Origin of the sequence: Enterococcus songbeiensis (assembly GCF_005405265.1) — a bacterium.
Classification (GTDB): domain Bacteria; phylum Bacillota; class Bacilli; order Lactobacillales; family Enterococcaceae; genus Enterococcus_C; species Enterococcus_C songbeiensis.
The window spans coordinates 127,281-143,883 of the sequence record NZ_BJDS01000002.1; the positions used below are offsets into that span (position 1 = coordinate 127,281).

16 protein-coding genes are annotated in these 16,603 nt (G+C 42.0%); 3 read left to right on the forward strand and 13 right to left on the reverse strand.

Annotated elements, in window-relative coordinates; all coding sequences use genetic code 11:
* Window positions 1–32: 32 nt before the first annotated feature.
* From FFM66_RS01275 to FFM66_RS01305, 7 genes are all read right to left on the reverse strand, one after another.
* The gene (locus FFM66_RS01275) at window positions 33–317 is read right to left on the reverse strand and encodes a hypothetical protein (protein ID WP_161527126.1); all 285 of its coding nucleotides are present in this window, start codon (window positions 315–317) and stop codon (window positions 33–35) included.
* A 60-nt stretch (window positions 318–377) separates the two neighbouring features.
* A complete protein-coding gene (locus FFM66_RS01280) occupies window positions 378–746 on the reverse strand; it encodes a type II toxin-antitoxin system PemK/MazF family toxin (RefSeq protein ID WP_048604433.1) in 369 nt (122 codons plus the stop codon).
* A gap of 13 nt (window positions 747–759) precedes the next feature.
* Window positions 760–1,881 (reverse strand): alanine racemase, encoded by a 1,122-nt coding sequence (gene alr, locus FFM66_RS01285; protein ID WP_137604801.1) that lies wholly within the window; start codon window positions 1,879–1,881, stop codon window positions 760–762.
* Between the two features lie 15 nt (window positions 1,882–1,896).
* Window positions 1,897–2,247 carry a holo-ACP synthase gene (gene acpS, locus FFM66_RS01290; protein WP_137604802.1) on the reverse strand — a complete coding sequence of 117 codons (351 nt, stop codon included), beginning with the start codon at window positions 2,245–2,247 and terminating at the stop codon, window positions 1,897–1,899.
* Between the two features lie 119 nt (window positions 2,248–2,366).
* Entirely contained in the window at window positions 2,367–3,893 is a 1,527-nt protein-coding gene (gene cshA / locus FFM66_RS01295) for a degradosome RNA helicase CshA (RefSeq protein ID WP_048604436.1), read from the reverse strand.
* A gap of 415 nt (window positions 3,894–4,308) precedes the next feature.
* Window positions 4,309–5,658: a UDP-N-acetylmuramoyl-tripeptide--D-alanyl-D-alanine ligase gene (locus FFM66_RS01300; protein ID WP_137604803.1), complete on the reverse strand. Its 1,350-nt coding sequence runs from the start codon at window positions 5,656–5,658 to the stop codon at window positions 4,309–4,311.
* Window positions 5,659–5,738: 80 nt separating this feature from the next.
* Window positions 5,739–6,821, reverse strand: coding sequence for a D-alanine--D-alanine ligase (locus tag FFM66_RS01305; RefSeq protein WP_048604438.1), 1,083 nt, complete (start codon window positions 6,819–6,821; stop codon window positions 5,739–5,741).
* Window positions 6,822–7,025: 204 nt separating this feature from the next.
* Here FFM66_RS01305 and FFM66_RS01310 point away from each other — a divergent pair, with 204 nt between their 5' ends.
* Window positions 7,026–8,756: an ABC1 kinase family protein gene (locus tag FFM66_RS01310; RefSeq protein WP_137604804.1), complete on the forward strand. Its 1,731-nt coding sequence runs from the start codon at window positions 7,026–7,028 to the stop codon at window positions 8,754–8,756.
* A 42-nt stretch (window positions 8,757–8,798) separates the two neighbouring features.
* On the opposite strand, the gene FFM66_RS01315 is transcribed toward FFM66_RS01310, so the two are convergent.
* From FFM66_RS01315 to FFM66_RS01335, 5 genes are all read right to left on the reverse strand, one after another.
* Window positions 8,799–9,245 carry a YaiI/YqxD family protein gene (locus FFM66_RS01315; RefSeq protein WP_048604441.1) on the reverse strand — a complete coding sequence of 149 codons (447 nt, stop codon included), beginning with the start codon at window positions 9,243–9,245 and terminating at the stop codon, window positions 8,799–8,801.
* 50 nt (window positions 9,246–9,295) lie between these two features.
* Complete coding sequence (locus FFM66_RS01320; RefSeq protein ID WP_137604805.1) at window positions 9,296–10,171, reverse strand: sigma factor regulator N-terminal domain-containing protein; 876 nt, start codon at window positions 10,169–10,171, stop codon at window positions 9,296–9,298.
* A complete protein-coding gene (locus FFM66_RS01325) occupies window positions 10,140–10,643 on the reverse strand; it encodes an RNA polymerase sigma factor (protein ID WP_048604443.1) in 504 nt (167 codons plus the stop codon). Before FFM66_RS01325 ends, FFM66_RS01320 begins: the two co-directional genes overlap by 32 nt.
* Window positions 10,644–10,743: 100 nt before the next feature.
* A complete protein-coding gene (locus FFM66_RS01330) occupies window positions 10,744–11,409 on the reverse strand; it encodes an ABC transporter ATP-binding protein (RefSeq protein ID WP_137604806.1) in 666 nt (221 codons plus the stop codon).
* Between the two features lie 382 nt (window positions 11,410–11,791).
* Window positions 11,792–13,288: an ABC transporter permease gene (locus tag FFM66_RS01335; RefSeq protein ID WP_137604807.1), complete on the reverse strand. Its 1,497-nt coding sequence runs from the start codon at window positions 13,286–13,288 to the stop codon at window positions 11,792–11,794.
* Between the two features lie 238 nt (window positions 13,289–13,526).
* Here FFM66_RS01335 and FFM66_RS01340 point away from each other — a divergent pair, with 238 nt between their 5' ends.
* Complete coding sequence (locus FFM66_RS01340; RefSeq protein WP_048604446.1) at window positions 13,527–14,204, forward strand: response regulator transcription factor; 678 nt, start codon at window positions 13,527–13,529, stop codon at window positions 14,202–14,204.
* Between the two features lie 4 nt (window positions 14,205–14,208).
* Window positions 14,209–15,516, forward strand: coding sequence for a sensor histidine kinase (locus FFM66_RS01345; protein ID WP_137604808.1), 1,308 nt, complete (start codon window positions 14,209–14,211; stop codon window positions 15,514–15,516).
* A 62-nt stretch (window positions 15,517–15,578) separates the two neighbouring features.
* Here FFM66_RS01345 and FFM66_RS01350 read toward each other — a convergent pair whose 3' ends face one another.
* A complete protein-coding gene (locus FFM66_RS01350) occupies window positions 15,579–16,592 on the reverse strand; it encodes a sugar kinase (protein WP_137604809.1) in 1,014 nt (337 codons plus the stop codon).
* Between the last annotated feature and the right edge of the window lie 11 nt (window positions 16,593–16,603).

The window sequence follows — 16,603 nt, forward strand, 5'->3', positions numbered from 1 at the left end:
TCGTTTTTAGGCACCCGCCTCCTGCCAACTACTCATTTTTTGAAGGCAATAAATCGGTCGTTCTGAAAAATCAATTCTCCCCGCTCCGGTCCTTGATGTTGTAAAAATAGTTGGTAGGGAATCTCTAAGCGAATCTCCTGCTCGGCTACTTGGAAAATTCCATAATAACGAGAAAAATTATCTGTTTCCGGCTGTTCCTCCGTTGCTGAAAACAGACAATAGATATGCTGCTCTGGTCCTTTTTTTAGCTGTCTAATCTTTTGCCAACTAAAAGCCAGCAGCAAGACTCCTGTTAAAACGACAACGGCTATCCCCATCATTTTCTTCCTTTCTTTTTTATATCTAAGAAAAAAGCTGAACACAAGTGTCCAGCTCTATTATGTATGTCTATCGACAAGAGCGTATTCCTCGATCCCCACGCTGATTCGCAAGGCGCGATCGACCTCTTCCATGATTTGAACATCAAGATGACAGACCTTATCTTTTAATCGACTTTTATCTATTGTGCGGATTTGCTCCATCAAGATCACTGAATCCTTGCCAATTCCTTTTTCCATCGCTTTGATCCCGATATGGGTGGGAAGCTTGGGTTTGGCCATTTTCGCCGTAATAGCCGCAATAATAACCGTTGGGCTAAAATGGTTGCCGCGATCATTTTGGATCACAAGAACCGGGCGAATCCCCCCCTGCTCTGATCCAATCACCGGAGAAAGATCCGCGAAATAAACATCTCCACGTTTCACCATCTCATTATCATCCTTATTTTGTATAGTTTCGAGGAACACGTTGGGAAATCGTGCAGGCAACTTCGTAATGGATCGTGCCTAAATGATCCGCAACATCCTGCATTGTAATTGTTTCCTGTTGGTTGCTGCCAATCAGGGTCACCAGCGTTCCTTCTTCAAATTCCTGCGGCAGACGAATCATAAACTGATCCATGCAAACCCGTCCCACGATCTCACAGCGCTGTCCTGCTACTAAAACGTAGAATCCCTGCATTTTTCTCAGCCAACCGTCTGCATAGCCGACAGGGACCGTACCGATCCATTCTGTTTCAGGAGTGACATAAGTTTCCCCATAACCAATGCCTTCTCCTTTTTTCAGGTGCTTTACTTGGATCAATTCCGAAGTCAGCTCCATTGCCGGTACTAAAGGATAGGTTTCTGTCAAGGCATGTCCGGAAGGATTTAAGCCATACATCGCGATTCCAAACCGAACCATATTGCCAATCGCTTCCTCATGCCACAGAGCCGTTGCACTGTTGCTGACATGCACGTAACGCGGCAGATGAGCCAATGGTTTCAATGCCTCTTGGAACCGTTGATTTTGCATTTGCCAATAGCTGTCGTCTGCTTGATCTGCTGTAGAAAAATGGGTGAAAATTCCTTCCCACAACATTTGGGGCTGTGCTTCGACAAAAGTCGCGGCTTCGTCAACTTCAGCCGGTGTCAAAAATCCGATTCGCCCCATGCCGGTGTCCACCTTGATATGAATCTTCAACGGATTTTTTACAGGAGCTTCCATTAATTTTTTTGCCGCAGCTTCAAGCCAATCCATCGTTCCAACAGGGAAGGAAAGATCGTATTCACTAACCACCGACAAATACATCACTTCAACGATGCCCAAAATCAGAATTGGTTCTGTAAAGCCCGCTTCTCGTAATTCAATGCCCTCATCAATAGTAGCTACGCAAAAACCGCTTGCTCCACCTTTTTTTGCAGCTTTCGCTGTTTCAATTGCGCCATGTCCATAGCCATTTGCTTTTACAACAGCAAACAAATCCTGTTCCTTGGGCATTCGTTTGCGTTCATTTGCCACATTTTCAGTGATTGCTGTTGTATGAATAATCGCTTGCGTGGGTCGATGGTATGAAACGCTCATCGAAAAACCTTCCTTCTACTCTTCTAATATAATCTGCGCCATCGCCGTTGTTTCAGTATGGGTAATACTGACAAAGACCTTGCCGCTAAAGGGGGACCGTGTCACGACCGGTGCGCCTGTTTGATTCGCTAAAATTTCTAAATCGTGAAAAGCTAATTTTCCGATACCGGTACCCCAAGCTTTTGAAAAAGCTTCTTTGCAGGCATACCGTCCCCCCAGATATTCGATCTGTCGTTTTATGGGCAACTGTGAAAAAGCGGCTTGTTCCGCTTCCGTCAGCACCCGTCGGATAAATTGAGGCTTTTCTTCAATAATTTTTTTCATGCGATGTAGTTCCACCGCATCAATGCCGATTCCTTTGATCATTCGGTTCGACTCCTTTTAAAACTACTCCCATTCTACCAAAATTCTTTTCAAAAACCATTAAAATACCTCTTGAAAACAAAAAAAGTAAGCAAATGATTAAATTTGCTTACTTTCAACGATTAGTCTTGGTTGTTGCGAATAACAAATCCGCGCTTTTTATCGTTGCTGCGGCGGCTATTTTTACGCGCGCCTTCTTTATTGCTGTTGTAGTTGCTCTTGTTTGGTTTACGGCCGCTTCCGCCACCGTTTCCATCATTGCGTCCACGATTGCTGCTGTTGCTGCGACGACCATTGCCGCCTTTATTGAATCCGCCTTTTTTGTTTTGAGGCAATGGACGTTCTGGCGTAATTTTAACCGGTACGGCATCAGAAGGATCTTTTGCGACTGTTTTTAACAATAAAGCAGCCAAATCTTGTGCTGAATAACGTTCCACTAAATCATCCGCAGCTTGCAAATATTTATCCAAGCCGTTTTCATCCATTTTTTCTTCAATTTGTTCCATAGCAGCCCCAAGTTGTCCTTTGAAGGCTTCTTTTTCGGTTGGTGGACGTAAAGGTGTCATCCGTTTTTTCGTTAGATTTTCAATGACATGCAAATAGCTCATTTCATTTGGAGTAACAAAGGTTACGGAGATTCCGCCTTTACCGGCGCGTCCTGTCCGACCGATCCGGTGAACATAACTTTCAGGATCTTGAGGAATATCATAGTTGTACACGTGAGTGACACCAGAGATATCCAATCCACGAGCAGCTACGTCTGTCGCTACCAAAATATCTAAATGACCACTCTTGAAGGAACGCAAAACGCTCATCCGTTTTTGTTGAGAAAGGTCACCGTGGATTCCTTCTGCTTTGTAGCCCCGCGCTTCTAAACCGCGAGCCAATTCATCTACCCGACGTTTGGTCCGACCAAAGACGATTGTCAATTCAGGGGTTTGAACATCGAATAAACGAGTCATAACATCGAATTTTTCAAATTCTTTTGCCCGTACATAGTATTGATCGATCAAGTCAGCAGTCATTTCTTTTGCTTTAATCTTGACATGTTCAGGATTATTCATGAACTTGACACCGATACTCTTGATTGCTGGTGGCATCGTTGCAGAAAAGAGCAACGTTTGACGTTTTTCAGGGACTTGGGCAATAATTTTTTCAATATCTTCTAAAAAGCCCATATTCAGCATTTCGTCCGCTTCATCTAGGACTAATGTTTCAACTGTTGCTAATTTCAATGTGTGGCGGTTGATATGGTCCAACATCCGGCCAGGAGTTCCCACAACGATATGTGGATGATCCTTCAAGCCACGGATTTGACGGCCGATATCTGCGCCACCATAAACTGCTTGTACGCGAATTTTTTTGTCTTTGCCTAAACGGAAAAGTTCTTCTTGTGTTTGGATAGCTAGTTCCCGCGTTGGTGCGATAACTAATCCTTGCAGGTCACGGTTTGTAGTATCAATTTTTTCAAGCATTGGTAAACCAAACGCCGCTGTTTTCCCAGTACCGGTTTGAGCTTGTCCAATAACATCTCTTCCGTCTAATGCAAGGGGAATCGTTGTTTCCTGGATAGGTGTTGCTTCTTCAAAGCCGGCACGCTCCACAGATTTCAACAATTCTGGTGATAAATCTAGTTCTTTAAATTTCAAATGTATCCTCCTAGGTAAGGTCGCACGTCACTCGCTTGCAGCAAAAAATAATTACCAGAGTATCTACTCCATGTCTGCGGAATTTCTTAAAAAAATTCTCATCGACAGGCACTTTCATTTTTTGCAGGCGCTCGTACGCCATTTTTGTGAGCTTTCCGGATTTTCCGTTCGCTCTTTTTTTTGAAGCGTTCATCTTTTTCCATGTTCCCCGGAGATGGTCCCTACACATCCAGCAAACACTTCAACACCGAAAAATCCGCTTCTCGAAGGCATTAGAAAAGCCAAACGATTCCCGTTCGGCCTTTTATTATCATAAAAGCATTCTTACTTAATTGTATTCCAATTTTTACTTCATCTTTCGGCATTAGACAATTCTAACACATTATGAAATTTTCAGCAAGTTTTCAAATTATTTCTACGCTTTTTGCAATTCTTCCACAACTTCGTTCAGACCCATTCCATTACTGCCCTTTAAAACAATCATATCCGTTGGTAGTAATTCTTTTTGGATTGCTTGAATCAACTGAGGTTTTTCTTCCTTAGAAAAATACTGTACCTCAACTTCCGGCAAATTGCTTTTCACTTCCTGCGCCAGAGCATGCATCTTTGTGCCGTAGAGAAAAACAACAGAAAAGGCAGAAGAAAGATGTCGGTACATTGCGGCATGCATTGCCGAAGAATCCGGTCCTAATTCCAACATATCCGCTAAAACAGCTAATTTCCGTCCTTCTGTCGCTAAATTTCCGACGGTATCTAAAACCAAGCCCATTGCGGTAGGATTGGCATTATAGACATCGCTTAAAATTTTTGCGCCATTACCGGCATGTAGCCATTGGGTACGGTTTTTCGTCAATTGAAATTCTGCCAACCCTTTTTTGATTTGTTGAATAGTCAAACCAAAGTATTTCCCAATTCCATAAGCAATCAAGGCATTGTTGACATTGTAGCTGCCTAAAACCGGAATCGTAAATTCTTCACCGGCAATCTCAAAGGTTGTTTCCGTTGGTGTTTCTTCGATGATTTTTCCAGAGATTTCTCCTTTTTCACCAAACGTTTTCAGGGTTTGAGAAATTCCTGCCACCAATGGTTTTAAAAGGGGTTCATTTTCAGGAATCAGCAGTAATCCATCTTTTTTCAAGCCTTCAAGGATTTCTATTTTAGCTTTAGCGATTCCTTCTCGTGAACCGAGATTTTCAATATGGGCTTCACCGATCAATGTGATCGCCGCCACTTCCGGATGGGCCAAATTCGTCAGTTCACTGATTTCACCAAAACGATCCATCCCCATTTCTAAAATCAGGATTTCGCAATCTTCCGGTGTATGAAAAACCGTGTAAGGCAACCCGATATCATTGTTGTAATTGCCTTGGGTTTTATACGTTTTAAATTTTTGTGCTAAAACAGATTCTGTCATATCTTTGGTTGTAGTTTTGCCATTGCTGCCGGTAATGCCGACAACCCGGGGACCAATTTTTTTCAAATAATACTCAGCAAGTTTTTGAAAAGCCGCCAACGTATTCTCTACGGCAAAAACTGTCATTCCGTTGATTTCTGCCGGTTCCTTTTTACTCCAAAGCGTAGCAATTGCTCCATTGTCTTTTGCTGCTTGAACAAAATCATGACCATCTCGCTCCCCGGCTAAGGGAATAAACAGTGCCCCCTCCGTGATTTTGCGACTGTCAAATTCGACGGTCGTCAATTCACGTTCGTCGCTGCTTTCCGGTAATCCTAATACCTGTGCAATTTCTTTGATTGTTAATTTCATCGTTCTCTCCTTTGACTAAAAAAAGGCACAACGAATTTTGTTGTTGTGCCTCATTGCTACGATTAGTAGAGGATTATTCCTCACGCCTGTTCATTCACATCTGTCAAAAATTGGTGCCGTTGTTTGAAACGATTCAACGCTAATTGGATCAGCTCTTCGATCAAATCGCCATATTGCAGTCCCATTTTTTCCCATAAAGACGGATACATACTAAACTGGGTAAAGCCTGGCATTGTATTCAACTCATTCAAAAACAATTCATTTTTGTTCGTCAGGAAAAAGTCGCACCGACTCAAACCGCTGCCGCCTAACATGATATAGGCATTTTTTGCAAAGTCCTGTGCTTTTTTCTGCACTTCTTCCGGTATCTCTGCCGGAATCTGCATCACAATATTGTTGTCGATATATTTAGAATTATAGTCGTAGAAAGCGACATCTTTAACGATTTCTCCCGGTACAGTCGTTCGAACATCTTCATTGCCTAAAATCGCCACTTCGATTTCCCGTGCTTCGATCCCTTGTTCCACGATTGCCCGTGTATCATAGCGATACGCTTCTTGCAACGCATTTTGCAATTCTTCCCGATTTGAAGCTTTTGAGATACCGACACTTGAGCCCATGTTTGCCGGTTTGATAAACATTGGATACAACAAGGTGCCCTCACACTGTTCAAAAATTTGTTTTGGATTTTCTTTCCATTGGTTTTTCAAGACCGGTACAAACGGCACTTGGGGAATTCCTGCTGCTTGTAAAATGTATTTGGTCATGATTTTATCCATTCCGCAAGCGCTTGTTAACACTCCCGCTCCCACATAAGGAACATCCAACGTTTCTAAAAAGCCTTGGATCGTACCATCTTCACCATTTGGTCCGTGAAGCAAAGGAAAAACAATCGTGCCTTCTTCCTTTTCGATTCCCGGTTGGATCACAGTTCCAGTAAATTCTCCCGAATCCCCATTTTCAGACCATGTTACATGCAACACGTCTTCTGATGTTGGTTTTTCCTCTAACAGAGGACCTTTGATCCATTTTCCATCTTTTGCAATAAAGATTAATTGTACTTGATAATATTCATAGTAGATTGCTTGTAAAACGGAATAAGCAGATAAGATGGATACCTCATGTTCCGCACTGCGACCGCCATATAATAAAACGATTTTCAAACGTCTTTCCTCCTGTAACTCAGAGTTATTTCTCATTTGATTCTTTCACATTTTAGCACAAAATAACGAATGGGAACAACCAAATTGAAAAAAGCGCTTTATTTCCACCTTGTTCAAATGGTGATGAGTTGTAAAATTATCACTTTCTACTTATGATTGAGAAAAGAGACAAAAACTACGCCTACCAGCAAGGAGGTTATCCACATGACCACTACTCCCCAATCAAAAAGCAAACGCCTGAAAGAAATTTTGCGGGTCTTTATGAAGTATCGGGTAGTGCAAAATTTAAGCCAGCAACAAAATCCCCAAGAGGTTCGCCGTGCCTTTGAAGAATTAGGTCCAACATTTATTAAAATCGGGCAAATGCTTTCCGTACGAACTGATTTGTTGAATCCCGCTTACCTGCAAACCTTTAAATCCCTGCAAGACAATGTTCCCAGTGATGATTTCTCCGAGGTTAAACAATTGTTGGAAAAGGAATGGTCTTTGCCGTTAGAGGATATTTTCACTTCTTTTGATTCGGTTCCCTTCGCCTCTGCCTCAATTGGACAAGCTCACAAAGCAGTATTAAAAAGCGGACAAGTCGTGGTGGTAAAAGTACAGCATCCCGGGATTATCGAAGCAATTGCTGTGGATCTGGCACTTTTTGAAAAAGCACTGCCGCTGATTAAATTTATCCCAGAAAGCAATGTCGTCGATATCAAAAGCGTATTAAAAGAGGTGCGGCATTCCTTGGATAGCGAAACCGATTTTTTGAAGGAAAGTCAAAATGCCGAAGAATTTTACAAAAAAAATCATCATTGGCAACAAGTTGAAGTTCCCAAAGTCTACCCGGAATATTGCACGAAAAAAGTGATTCTGCTGGAATGGATGCCCGGAAAAAGCATCCGCTATCTTTTAGAGGCGGAAGCAAATGAATTTGCTTATTCCAACATCACTAACCGACAAATGAAAAAAGAGTTGGGTTTATTGCTAGTGGAAAGTTTTATGAAACAAATTTTTGAAGACGGCTTTTTCCATGCTGATCCTCATCCCGGCAATTTATTTCTCCATCTGCTCACCCCAGACGAAGCAGCCCATTCCTTTGTCAATAAAAAGCGGGTTGGTGTGTTAGGCGGAGTGGATTATTCCTTAAAATGGCAAGATACCAGCGAACTGCCTCCGTATCGACTGATTTATCTGGATTTTGGGATGATGGGACGACTAAACGACAACCTCCGCTCACGGTTGGCAGATACCCTGATCGCTATCTATACCCAAGATTCCCAAGAAGTCGGTAAAGCTGTTTTGCGTCTTTGTAAAAAAGAAGGTTCCTTCAGCGAAGAAAAATTTTATCAGGAACTCGAAGAATTTTTGGAAAATTATTATGATTTAGCCATCAAAGAAATTGATTTGCAGGAAGTACTGGGAGAAGTCATCGCTATTTGTCACACCAACAATCTGCAACTGAACCAAGAAGTGACCCTCCTGATTAAAGCCTTCAGTACCTTAGAAGGTCTGGTGGAGGAATTAGATCCCTCTCTTTCTTTGATGGAAGTTACTCAGCCCTTTGCCCAAAAATATTTTCTGCAACGGATTGACTTGCAGGAATCAACGAAACGTTCTGCGCTGGATCTTTTAAAAGCCGGCAAAGCCTTACCCAAGCTACCGGATCGTACCCTTTCTGCGTTGGAAACGTTAATCCATGGAAAAGGACAAATCCGTTTGGCATTCAAAGAGCAGGAACAAATTTTGCGACGAGCAGAAAGAATGCTACTGCAACTAGTGATAGGAATCTTTCTTTCCGCACTTTTAATTGGTTCTTCCCTGTTACTGACCAATACCGCCCAACAGCCTGAATGGATCACCCGCTTGGGCATCGGCGGCTATATTTTCGTTTTTGCGCTCCTCTTTCTGGCTCTTTTACGCCTGCTGTATCACTATTTTCGAAAATAAAAATCCTTCTCGATCAATTAAAACAGATCGAGAAGGATTTTTTTATCTTTTTAACTGCAAAAATTGACTCAGCTGCTGTTTAAAGTGCTGGCGGTCTTCTAAGGTGAAGGGTTTTGGTCCCTTCGTTCGCTTGCCAGCTTTTCGAATCTGAGCACCTAGATACCGCTGCATCAGCAACTCATCAATGGTTTCTATTTGATATTCTTTGCCGCTATGGTGAAACACATGGGCTTTCTTTCCTAAAACAAGCGAAGCCAGACCGTAATCTTGCGTAACCACGACATCTCCTGGCTGGATTTCCTTCACGATGCGATAATCTGCACGATCTGCTCCTTTATCCACATAAATAAATTGAACAAAATCCGGGTATTCTTTGCGCGTATAATGATCCACACTAGTAACGATCAAAACCGGCAAATCATATTCTCTACCTAATTGGATTACTTCTTCTTTTACTGGTGACCCATCTCCGTCAATGACTAAACGCATTTTTTTCACACTCCTGTTTTAAGTATGACGGAAAAAAGCGATTTTTTCAATTATTTCTCAGGAGTGATATAGGGAAGAATATCCGTTGTTACGCCAACCGATGATCCTTTGATAAAACTGGCATCCACTAATCCGGAAAAATTCTTTGTTTGCCCAGTGACCACGACTCCTTTGATCGGCATCTCAGCAAATGATTTTCCTTTGGCTTTTTTCAAGAAGGTTTGAATACTGGCAATTTTTTTTCCTTTGTCGTATTCGGTCAAATTTTTAATAAACGTTGAAAACTGATCTTCCGTTGGTATTTCCTCTTCTAACTGAAAGCCGAATGGTTGCTTCGAGCCGCTTTCTTCAAATAAATAAAGCCAAACGACAGTAAGTGTATCTGGAATTTTTTCTTGAATGTCCGCATAGGTATAGTTTTTATCGAAGGTCAATGCCACTTCTGCCACCTGATCTTCTAATTTCGCTAAATCTGCAAGTTCCTCGGGATAAATTTTCTTGTCTCCTTCATCTAATGAGAAAACAGCTTGCTTTTGCTTTGTTTGCTTATCATACGCATAGGTTTCCCCTTTTCTTCCCGGTACTAGATCATTGTAATCTAACTCCCAGTTGAACAAAGAATACGAACTCGTCAATGTACTCCACGGAACCAGATACCCATTTATATTTTTTGAACGATGGGTCACGATGGTTCCTCCCGTACTGCTGGATTGCCCCAGCACCCGAGAATCCACATTGACATTTGGTTCTGCTACCATATTGTGCAAAACCAGTTCCTGATCCAATTCCTGAGAATTCCTACCGGCAAAAAAATTTAACCCCCGATATCCGCCGATTAATACCAGTAAAGCTACCCCCAATGAAATAGCAATGATTTTAAGGGTCTGCTTCCGCTTAGCTTTTTTCAGTACCTTTGTTAAATCCATTTTTCTCCCTACTTTCTTTGATTTTTTTACGAAGCCTGAATAATTGTGTTTTCACACTTTCTGGTTTGATATGAAGAAATTCGCCGATTTCGTTTAAAGAAAACCCATAATAATATTTCAAAAGCAGCAATTCTTGATTTTCCTTGGATAACGGCTCTAAGAGATGTTGCAAGGTTTCTTTGTCAGCGATTGTTTTCTCCATCGCTGGATCTTCTTGAGGAATATCAATCGTCAACGACTGAAATCGATTTTGCTTTCGATACAGATCGATTGCATCATTCAGTGCAACTCGAAAAAACCATGGTCGCAGCGTGTCTTCTTGGATAGAAGGCAACAGTGTATAGATTTTATAAAATGTTGTCTGAACAGCATCTTCTGCGTCTTCTTTCGTAAAGCCTTTCTTTTTAAGTATTCCCAGTACTTCTTCCCCCAACTCCAACAGATATGCATCCAATGCATCGGTTTGCTTCACCTCTTCGCCTCCTTCACCCATACAACGTATTATCTGCTCCAAAGTATACCGTTTTTTCCAAAAAAAAACCGTCCCTCATAAAAAAGGAACGGTTTGTTGCTTAAACGAGCACCAACTCGCTGAATTCTTTGTCTTTCAATTCGTACACCACATCGCAAGCTTTCGCAACTTCTTGTTCGTGTGTCACCAAGACGATGCATTTCTTTTGTTCATGGGCAATTTCTTGGAACAGTTTCACGATATCTTGCGAAGTTGTCTCATCCAAATTTCCGGTGGGTTCATCCGCAACGATCAACTCGTGCTCACAGCATAAAGCACGGACAATCGCCACTCGTTGCTGTTGTCCTCCCGAAAGAAGAGGTACTTTTTTTGTTGCCAATTCCTCCGAGATGCCGACCTTTTCCAAATTTGCCAGTGCGTAAGCTTTTTTATCTGCTTGTTGAGAACCAGCAATCGCCATTGCCGTCACAACATTATCCAATGCAGATAAATAGGGCAGTAAATTATATGCTTGGAAAACGATTGATACATCTTTTCTACGATATTCCCGCAATCCGATTTGCTTCAATGATTGGTCATTGAATGAAATCGTACCGGCTTTTGGGGTATCTAACCCAGCAATCAATGAGAGAAAAGTCGTTTTTCCTGAACCGCTGGAACCCAAGATTGCATACATTTTTCCCGGTTCAAAAGTCAGTGAAACATTTTCAAAAAGCGGGCCTTCCGGTTCATACCAGTAGCTTAAATTTTCAGTTTTTAAGGTCATGATGTTCCTCCTTGTTCGTTTTATTGTATTAAATTTTCCTACAGAAAATTTCGTTTTATTCTCACGCCGTATATCATTCCACTAGACATCCTGAATTTAGTGGAACTGACATCCTTGTTCGTTTTATTGTATTAAATTTTCCTGCAGAAAATTTCGTTTGTTTCTCACACCGTATATCATTCCACTAGACTTCTTGAAATTAGTGGAACTGACATCCTTGTTCGCTTTAATGTATTAAATTTTCCTGCAGAAAATTTCGTTTTATTCTCACGCCGTATATCATTCCACTAGACATCCTGAATTTAGTGGAACTGACATCCTTGTTCGTTTTAATCTCTCGCCCTATCCCAGTAAGAAACATGGAGTGAGCGGAACAGACAGTCTACGAAATCAATATTTTTTTGGGATTCAAGCGCAAGATTCCTGCTGAGGATAGTAGGATTGAGAACATACTGATGCCTAAACCAATTCCCGACAAGCTTAAAATTTCCATTGGTTTTACGGCGATGTTCAACTCTTCCACTTCTTGACTGGACATCAAGCTTGAGACGCCCTTCATTTCACCTCGACCACCACTTGGCGCTTGTCCGCCAGGACCGCCTTCTTGTCCTTGTCCTGGGGTCTGTGCGGCAGTTGTGGTTTCACTTTGTTGTGCCAACAATTGATTGCCTACTGCATTACCGACAAGATTGCCGCTGACACTGGCGATTCCTAAAGCCACCACCATACAAACTACAATCTCGACAAAAAATTGCCAAATAACTTTTGCCCGTGATTCCCCTAAAGAAAGCAACACACCAATTTCATATTTTCGTTCTCGGATTGACATCATCACGATCAGTGTCAAAATAATTACACCGGCTACAGCAACCAGTAAAACAATATTTTTAGCAAAGCTGGAAACATTCGTTAATGGTTGCAGCATTTGTTGGTACATTTGATCGTTGGTTTGCAGACTAAAGGTGTCCGTATCGATTAATTTTTCTGCTTCTTTAACAAAAGCAGCCATTTCTTGAGGATCTTCTAGGTTGTATACTGCTGAATCGATTGTATCTGAACTATCTTCGCCGTTTAAGTCATTGGCAAAAGTATAGGAGGCGATCAACGTATTTGCCGGATTCATGAAGTTGAATTTCATTCCCATACTATCGCCGGTCTCGCTGGTCTCGTAAATGCCTTTGACAGTAACTTCGACATCTTCGTCCTCGCTGTTTTTAATTTTAAATGTATCTCCTACCGCCAATTCATTGGCATCCGCCAACGCTTTTTCAATCAAAACATTGTTGGTACCTTCATCTTCGTTAGTAATGGCTTCTCCATCCACTAATTCTGCGGTACCGGAAGAAAAATCACTGTAAGAAGCACTGGTAGAAACGCCAGTGATTTGAAAATCTCCCTGACTTGTTTCCCCGCCGGGTGCCTGCATTCCGCCAGGTCCCCCCATTTGATTCTCGGTATCTGTGCTTTCCGTTTCTGTACTTTCGGTTTCTTCGCTGGAAATGGGTTCAATGCCCGTACTTTTATCCGCAGATGCACTGGATTCAAAGGAATAGGATTTCACACCAGCTAACGCTGCGATTTTTTCGGCATCCGCCAAATTGACCGGTGTCATGGAAAAACTACCCGGATCAGGTCGTTCACTCTCCGTGTCGCCGCTAGAAGAAGTTTCCTTTTGCTTAAACATCGATTCACGATTTACCGACAGAGTTACCGTTGCTCCCACACTTTTTTTGGCATTATTTACCGCTGTTTCTGCTGCACTGCGGATCGTCAATCCTGCCAATACAAAAATCAAGATCGCAGAAAAAACAGCGATCAGCAACAGGCTGCGTCCTTTTTTTGCCCAGATGCTTTGTAGCCCGCGTTTCATAAAATTCATTTCTGTTCCTCCCTAGCTAGTAGTTATAAGCCTCTTACGAATGCTTACGTTTTTAATTTGCAGTCAACACCGGTCTCAGCGAAAAAAATTTCCGCAACATTCGGCATTCTTGCTTTTCTTGTAGCAAGCGTATGTTTTTTTGCTTAACTGAAGCTTAAGAAACGAAAAAAAATGACTTTGATCGTTTCTTAAGTTATCTTTATGGTAAAAATGGTAGAATAATCGAGAGGTGAAAGCGATGATCAAATTTTTAGTTATTGAAGATGAACAAGTTCTTTCCGAGAACATTAAAGAAATTATCTCCACCCTTGGAGAAGTCACGCAGGTCTACGATGGAGAAGAGGGCTTGTTTGAAGCAGAAAGCGGTGTTTACGACTTAATCTTACTGGATTTGATGCTGCCGGAAAAAAATGGCTATCAGGTCTTAGCAGAATTGCGCCAGAAAAAAATCATGACACCTGTGCTGATTTTAACGGCAAAGGATGGGTTGGAGGACAAAATCGAGGGCTTTGAAAAAGGTGCCGATGATTATTTGACCAAACCTTTTTATCGTGAGGAATTGATTCTACGAGTCAAAGCTTTGTTAAAACGTGCCTTGGGATTATACGACGAGAATATTCTCACTTTCGGTACTCTGACGTGCAACCTTGCCAACAATCAAGTACTTTACCAAGAAGAAGTTTTGCCGATCCAAGGAAAAGAATTTGAATTGCTGCTGTATTTTATTCAAAATAAAGGCGTCATTTTAACTAAGGAACAAATTTTTGACCGCATCTGGGGCTTTGACTCTGAAACAACCATCACTGTGGTGGAGGTCTACATGAGTCATCTACGGAAACATCTAAAGATCAGTGGAATGGATCAGGCGTTCAAAACTTTGCGCAATGTCGGCTATATGCTACAAGAGCAGGAGTAGGCCTATGAATCGAGAATTATCGAAAAAACAACGTTGGCATTTCTTTGGTGTTAACGTCAGTGCCTTTGCGATCATTTTTCTGTTGTTGGGCTTTATTATCTTGCAACTGCTGAATCGTTCTGCCTATCGACAAACTGATGTATCCTTAGAGGAAATGGCGCAGGATGAACGACTGCTGCAAATGGAAATCGATCGTTTCCAAAAAGATGATCCCTTTTTAAATCAGACAATTGAAGAAGAGACCCGCAAGGAAAAACCTGCCGGTAATCGTTTCAACACTCAAGTTATCCTCTGGTCAAAAGATGGCGAGATTTTGAATAAAGAAGTTTTAGGCGGACGCTTCAATGAATTGCAGGCATTATCGCTGGACACCAGCAAATTAGATAAGATTCTGCCAATCACCGTGGCGGATTCGCAAACCACGACCAGCTTTCATTCGATTACACTGGCTGCCACAACCGACAGCGAAGTGGCCTATATTCAGCTTCTGGCAAATACCGATCAGATCAGTTCTTCCATGAGTACCTTCCGTTCGATTCTGATTATCTGCATGGTGATTTTCTGGCTCTTGTCGATTGCTTTAAGTTATTACATTTCCAAAATGAATATGAAACCGATTTGGGCAGCCTGGAAAAAACAACAGGAATTTGTAGAAAATGCCTCCCATGAATTACGGACACCGCTGACAATTATTCAAAACAGTTTGCAACGTTTGTTCACGAAACCAAACCACACGATTCTTGATGAATCTGAAACAATCGCACAGGCGCTGAATGAAACCCGACGGCTCACCGGCTTGACCAGCGATCTGTTGACAATTGCCCGCAGTGATTCCAATCAACTGGTTTTAAATAAAACTGTCGTCGATCCGACTGAATTTATCACGCAACTAGTGAAACCTTTTCAAGAAATTGCGGAGATGGAAGAAAAGCAATTCATTTTAGAAAATTATGCAACACAGCCGGTCCTCATTGATGAGAAAAAAATCCATCAGGTCTTAGTGATTCTATTAGACAATGCGTTAAAATATACCGAAAAAGGCAATAAAATCCTGCTGCAATCGGAATTTTCAAATGATATGTGGTTATTGGAAGTGAAAAATACCGGCCCTTCCATCAGCGATACCGACAAAAAGCAAATTTTTGAACGTTTCTATCGGGAAGACCGCTCCCGTTCAAAAGAAACCGGCGGCTATGGATTAGGGCTTGCGATTGCCAAACAAATCGTGACGGAGCACAAAGGTAAAATCAGCGTACGGGATTGGCAGCCTCAGGGAGTCGTCTTTCAAATCAAATTGCCAAAAGGAAAGTAAAAAACAAAAAATGCTTGTAAGCTCTCTGCTTTCTTAAAGGCAGAATTCTTACAAGCATTTTTTTATCGAACCAAATCTGTTTCAGGTTCTGTCAGTAGACGTTCCACTTGTTCTCGAGTGGTTAGTGGAACATCTCCTTGGATTGTATGGGCTAGAACTGAATTAGCAATTGCAAAGGCAACGGTTTGTTCCAGTGACCATTTTTCGGCATAGCCTAATAAAATACCCGCTGCATACGCATCTCCTGCGCCGATCCGATCTAAGACGGTCAAAGGAAATACCGCTGATCGAACCGCTGTTTTTTCAGTAACTACATAGCCGTCGATTGCTTTTTGTTGATTGCTGATTTTTCGAGAAGTACCGGCAAACCAATCGATGCCGTACTCTTTGAGAAAAGCCTGAATAGCTAGAATTTCGTCTTCCGGACTTTGAAGCGCAGAACGTTCTACTCGTCGCAACAAATCGGTTAAATCACGAATTGCGCCAAAGACGATTGTGCAGTACGGCAAAATGGCTTCATAGCGTGCTTTCATGATTTCTTTTTTTCCCGACTCTTGGTTCAAGCTGGGACGGAAATTAAAATCAAAACAAACTTTCTTTCCTTTTTCGTGAGCCGTTTTTGCTAATTGGATTGCTGCTTCGGCGGTTTCTTCTGTTAAACTTAAAGAAATACCACAGATATGCACCAAATCTACGACTTCCACAAAGGATGAAAAATCATAATCTGCGGCTTTGGATACCCCAAACGAACTGCTGATGCGATTTTGGTAAGTAACCTGCGTTGGTCGCGGACCATACCCCATTTCTGCAAAATAGGTTCCCATGTGCTGATGTTGGCTCACGATAAATCGTGTGTCGATTCCCAGCGCCTTTAAATTAGCTTTCGCCGCTTCGCCTAGCCGATTGTCCGGCAATGCTGTCAGCAAATAACTAGGCAGACCGAAATGAGCGAGGTTTCCCACCAAATTCACTCCCGTCCCGGTAAAAGCCATTCGCAAGCTATGGGTTTGTTCCAATAATAAGTGTTCCGGCGGTGTCAGCCGCAGCATGACTTCGCCAAATGCTCCGATTTTCATAGCCGCTCCTT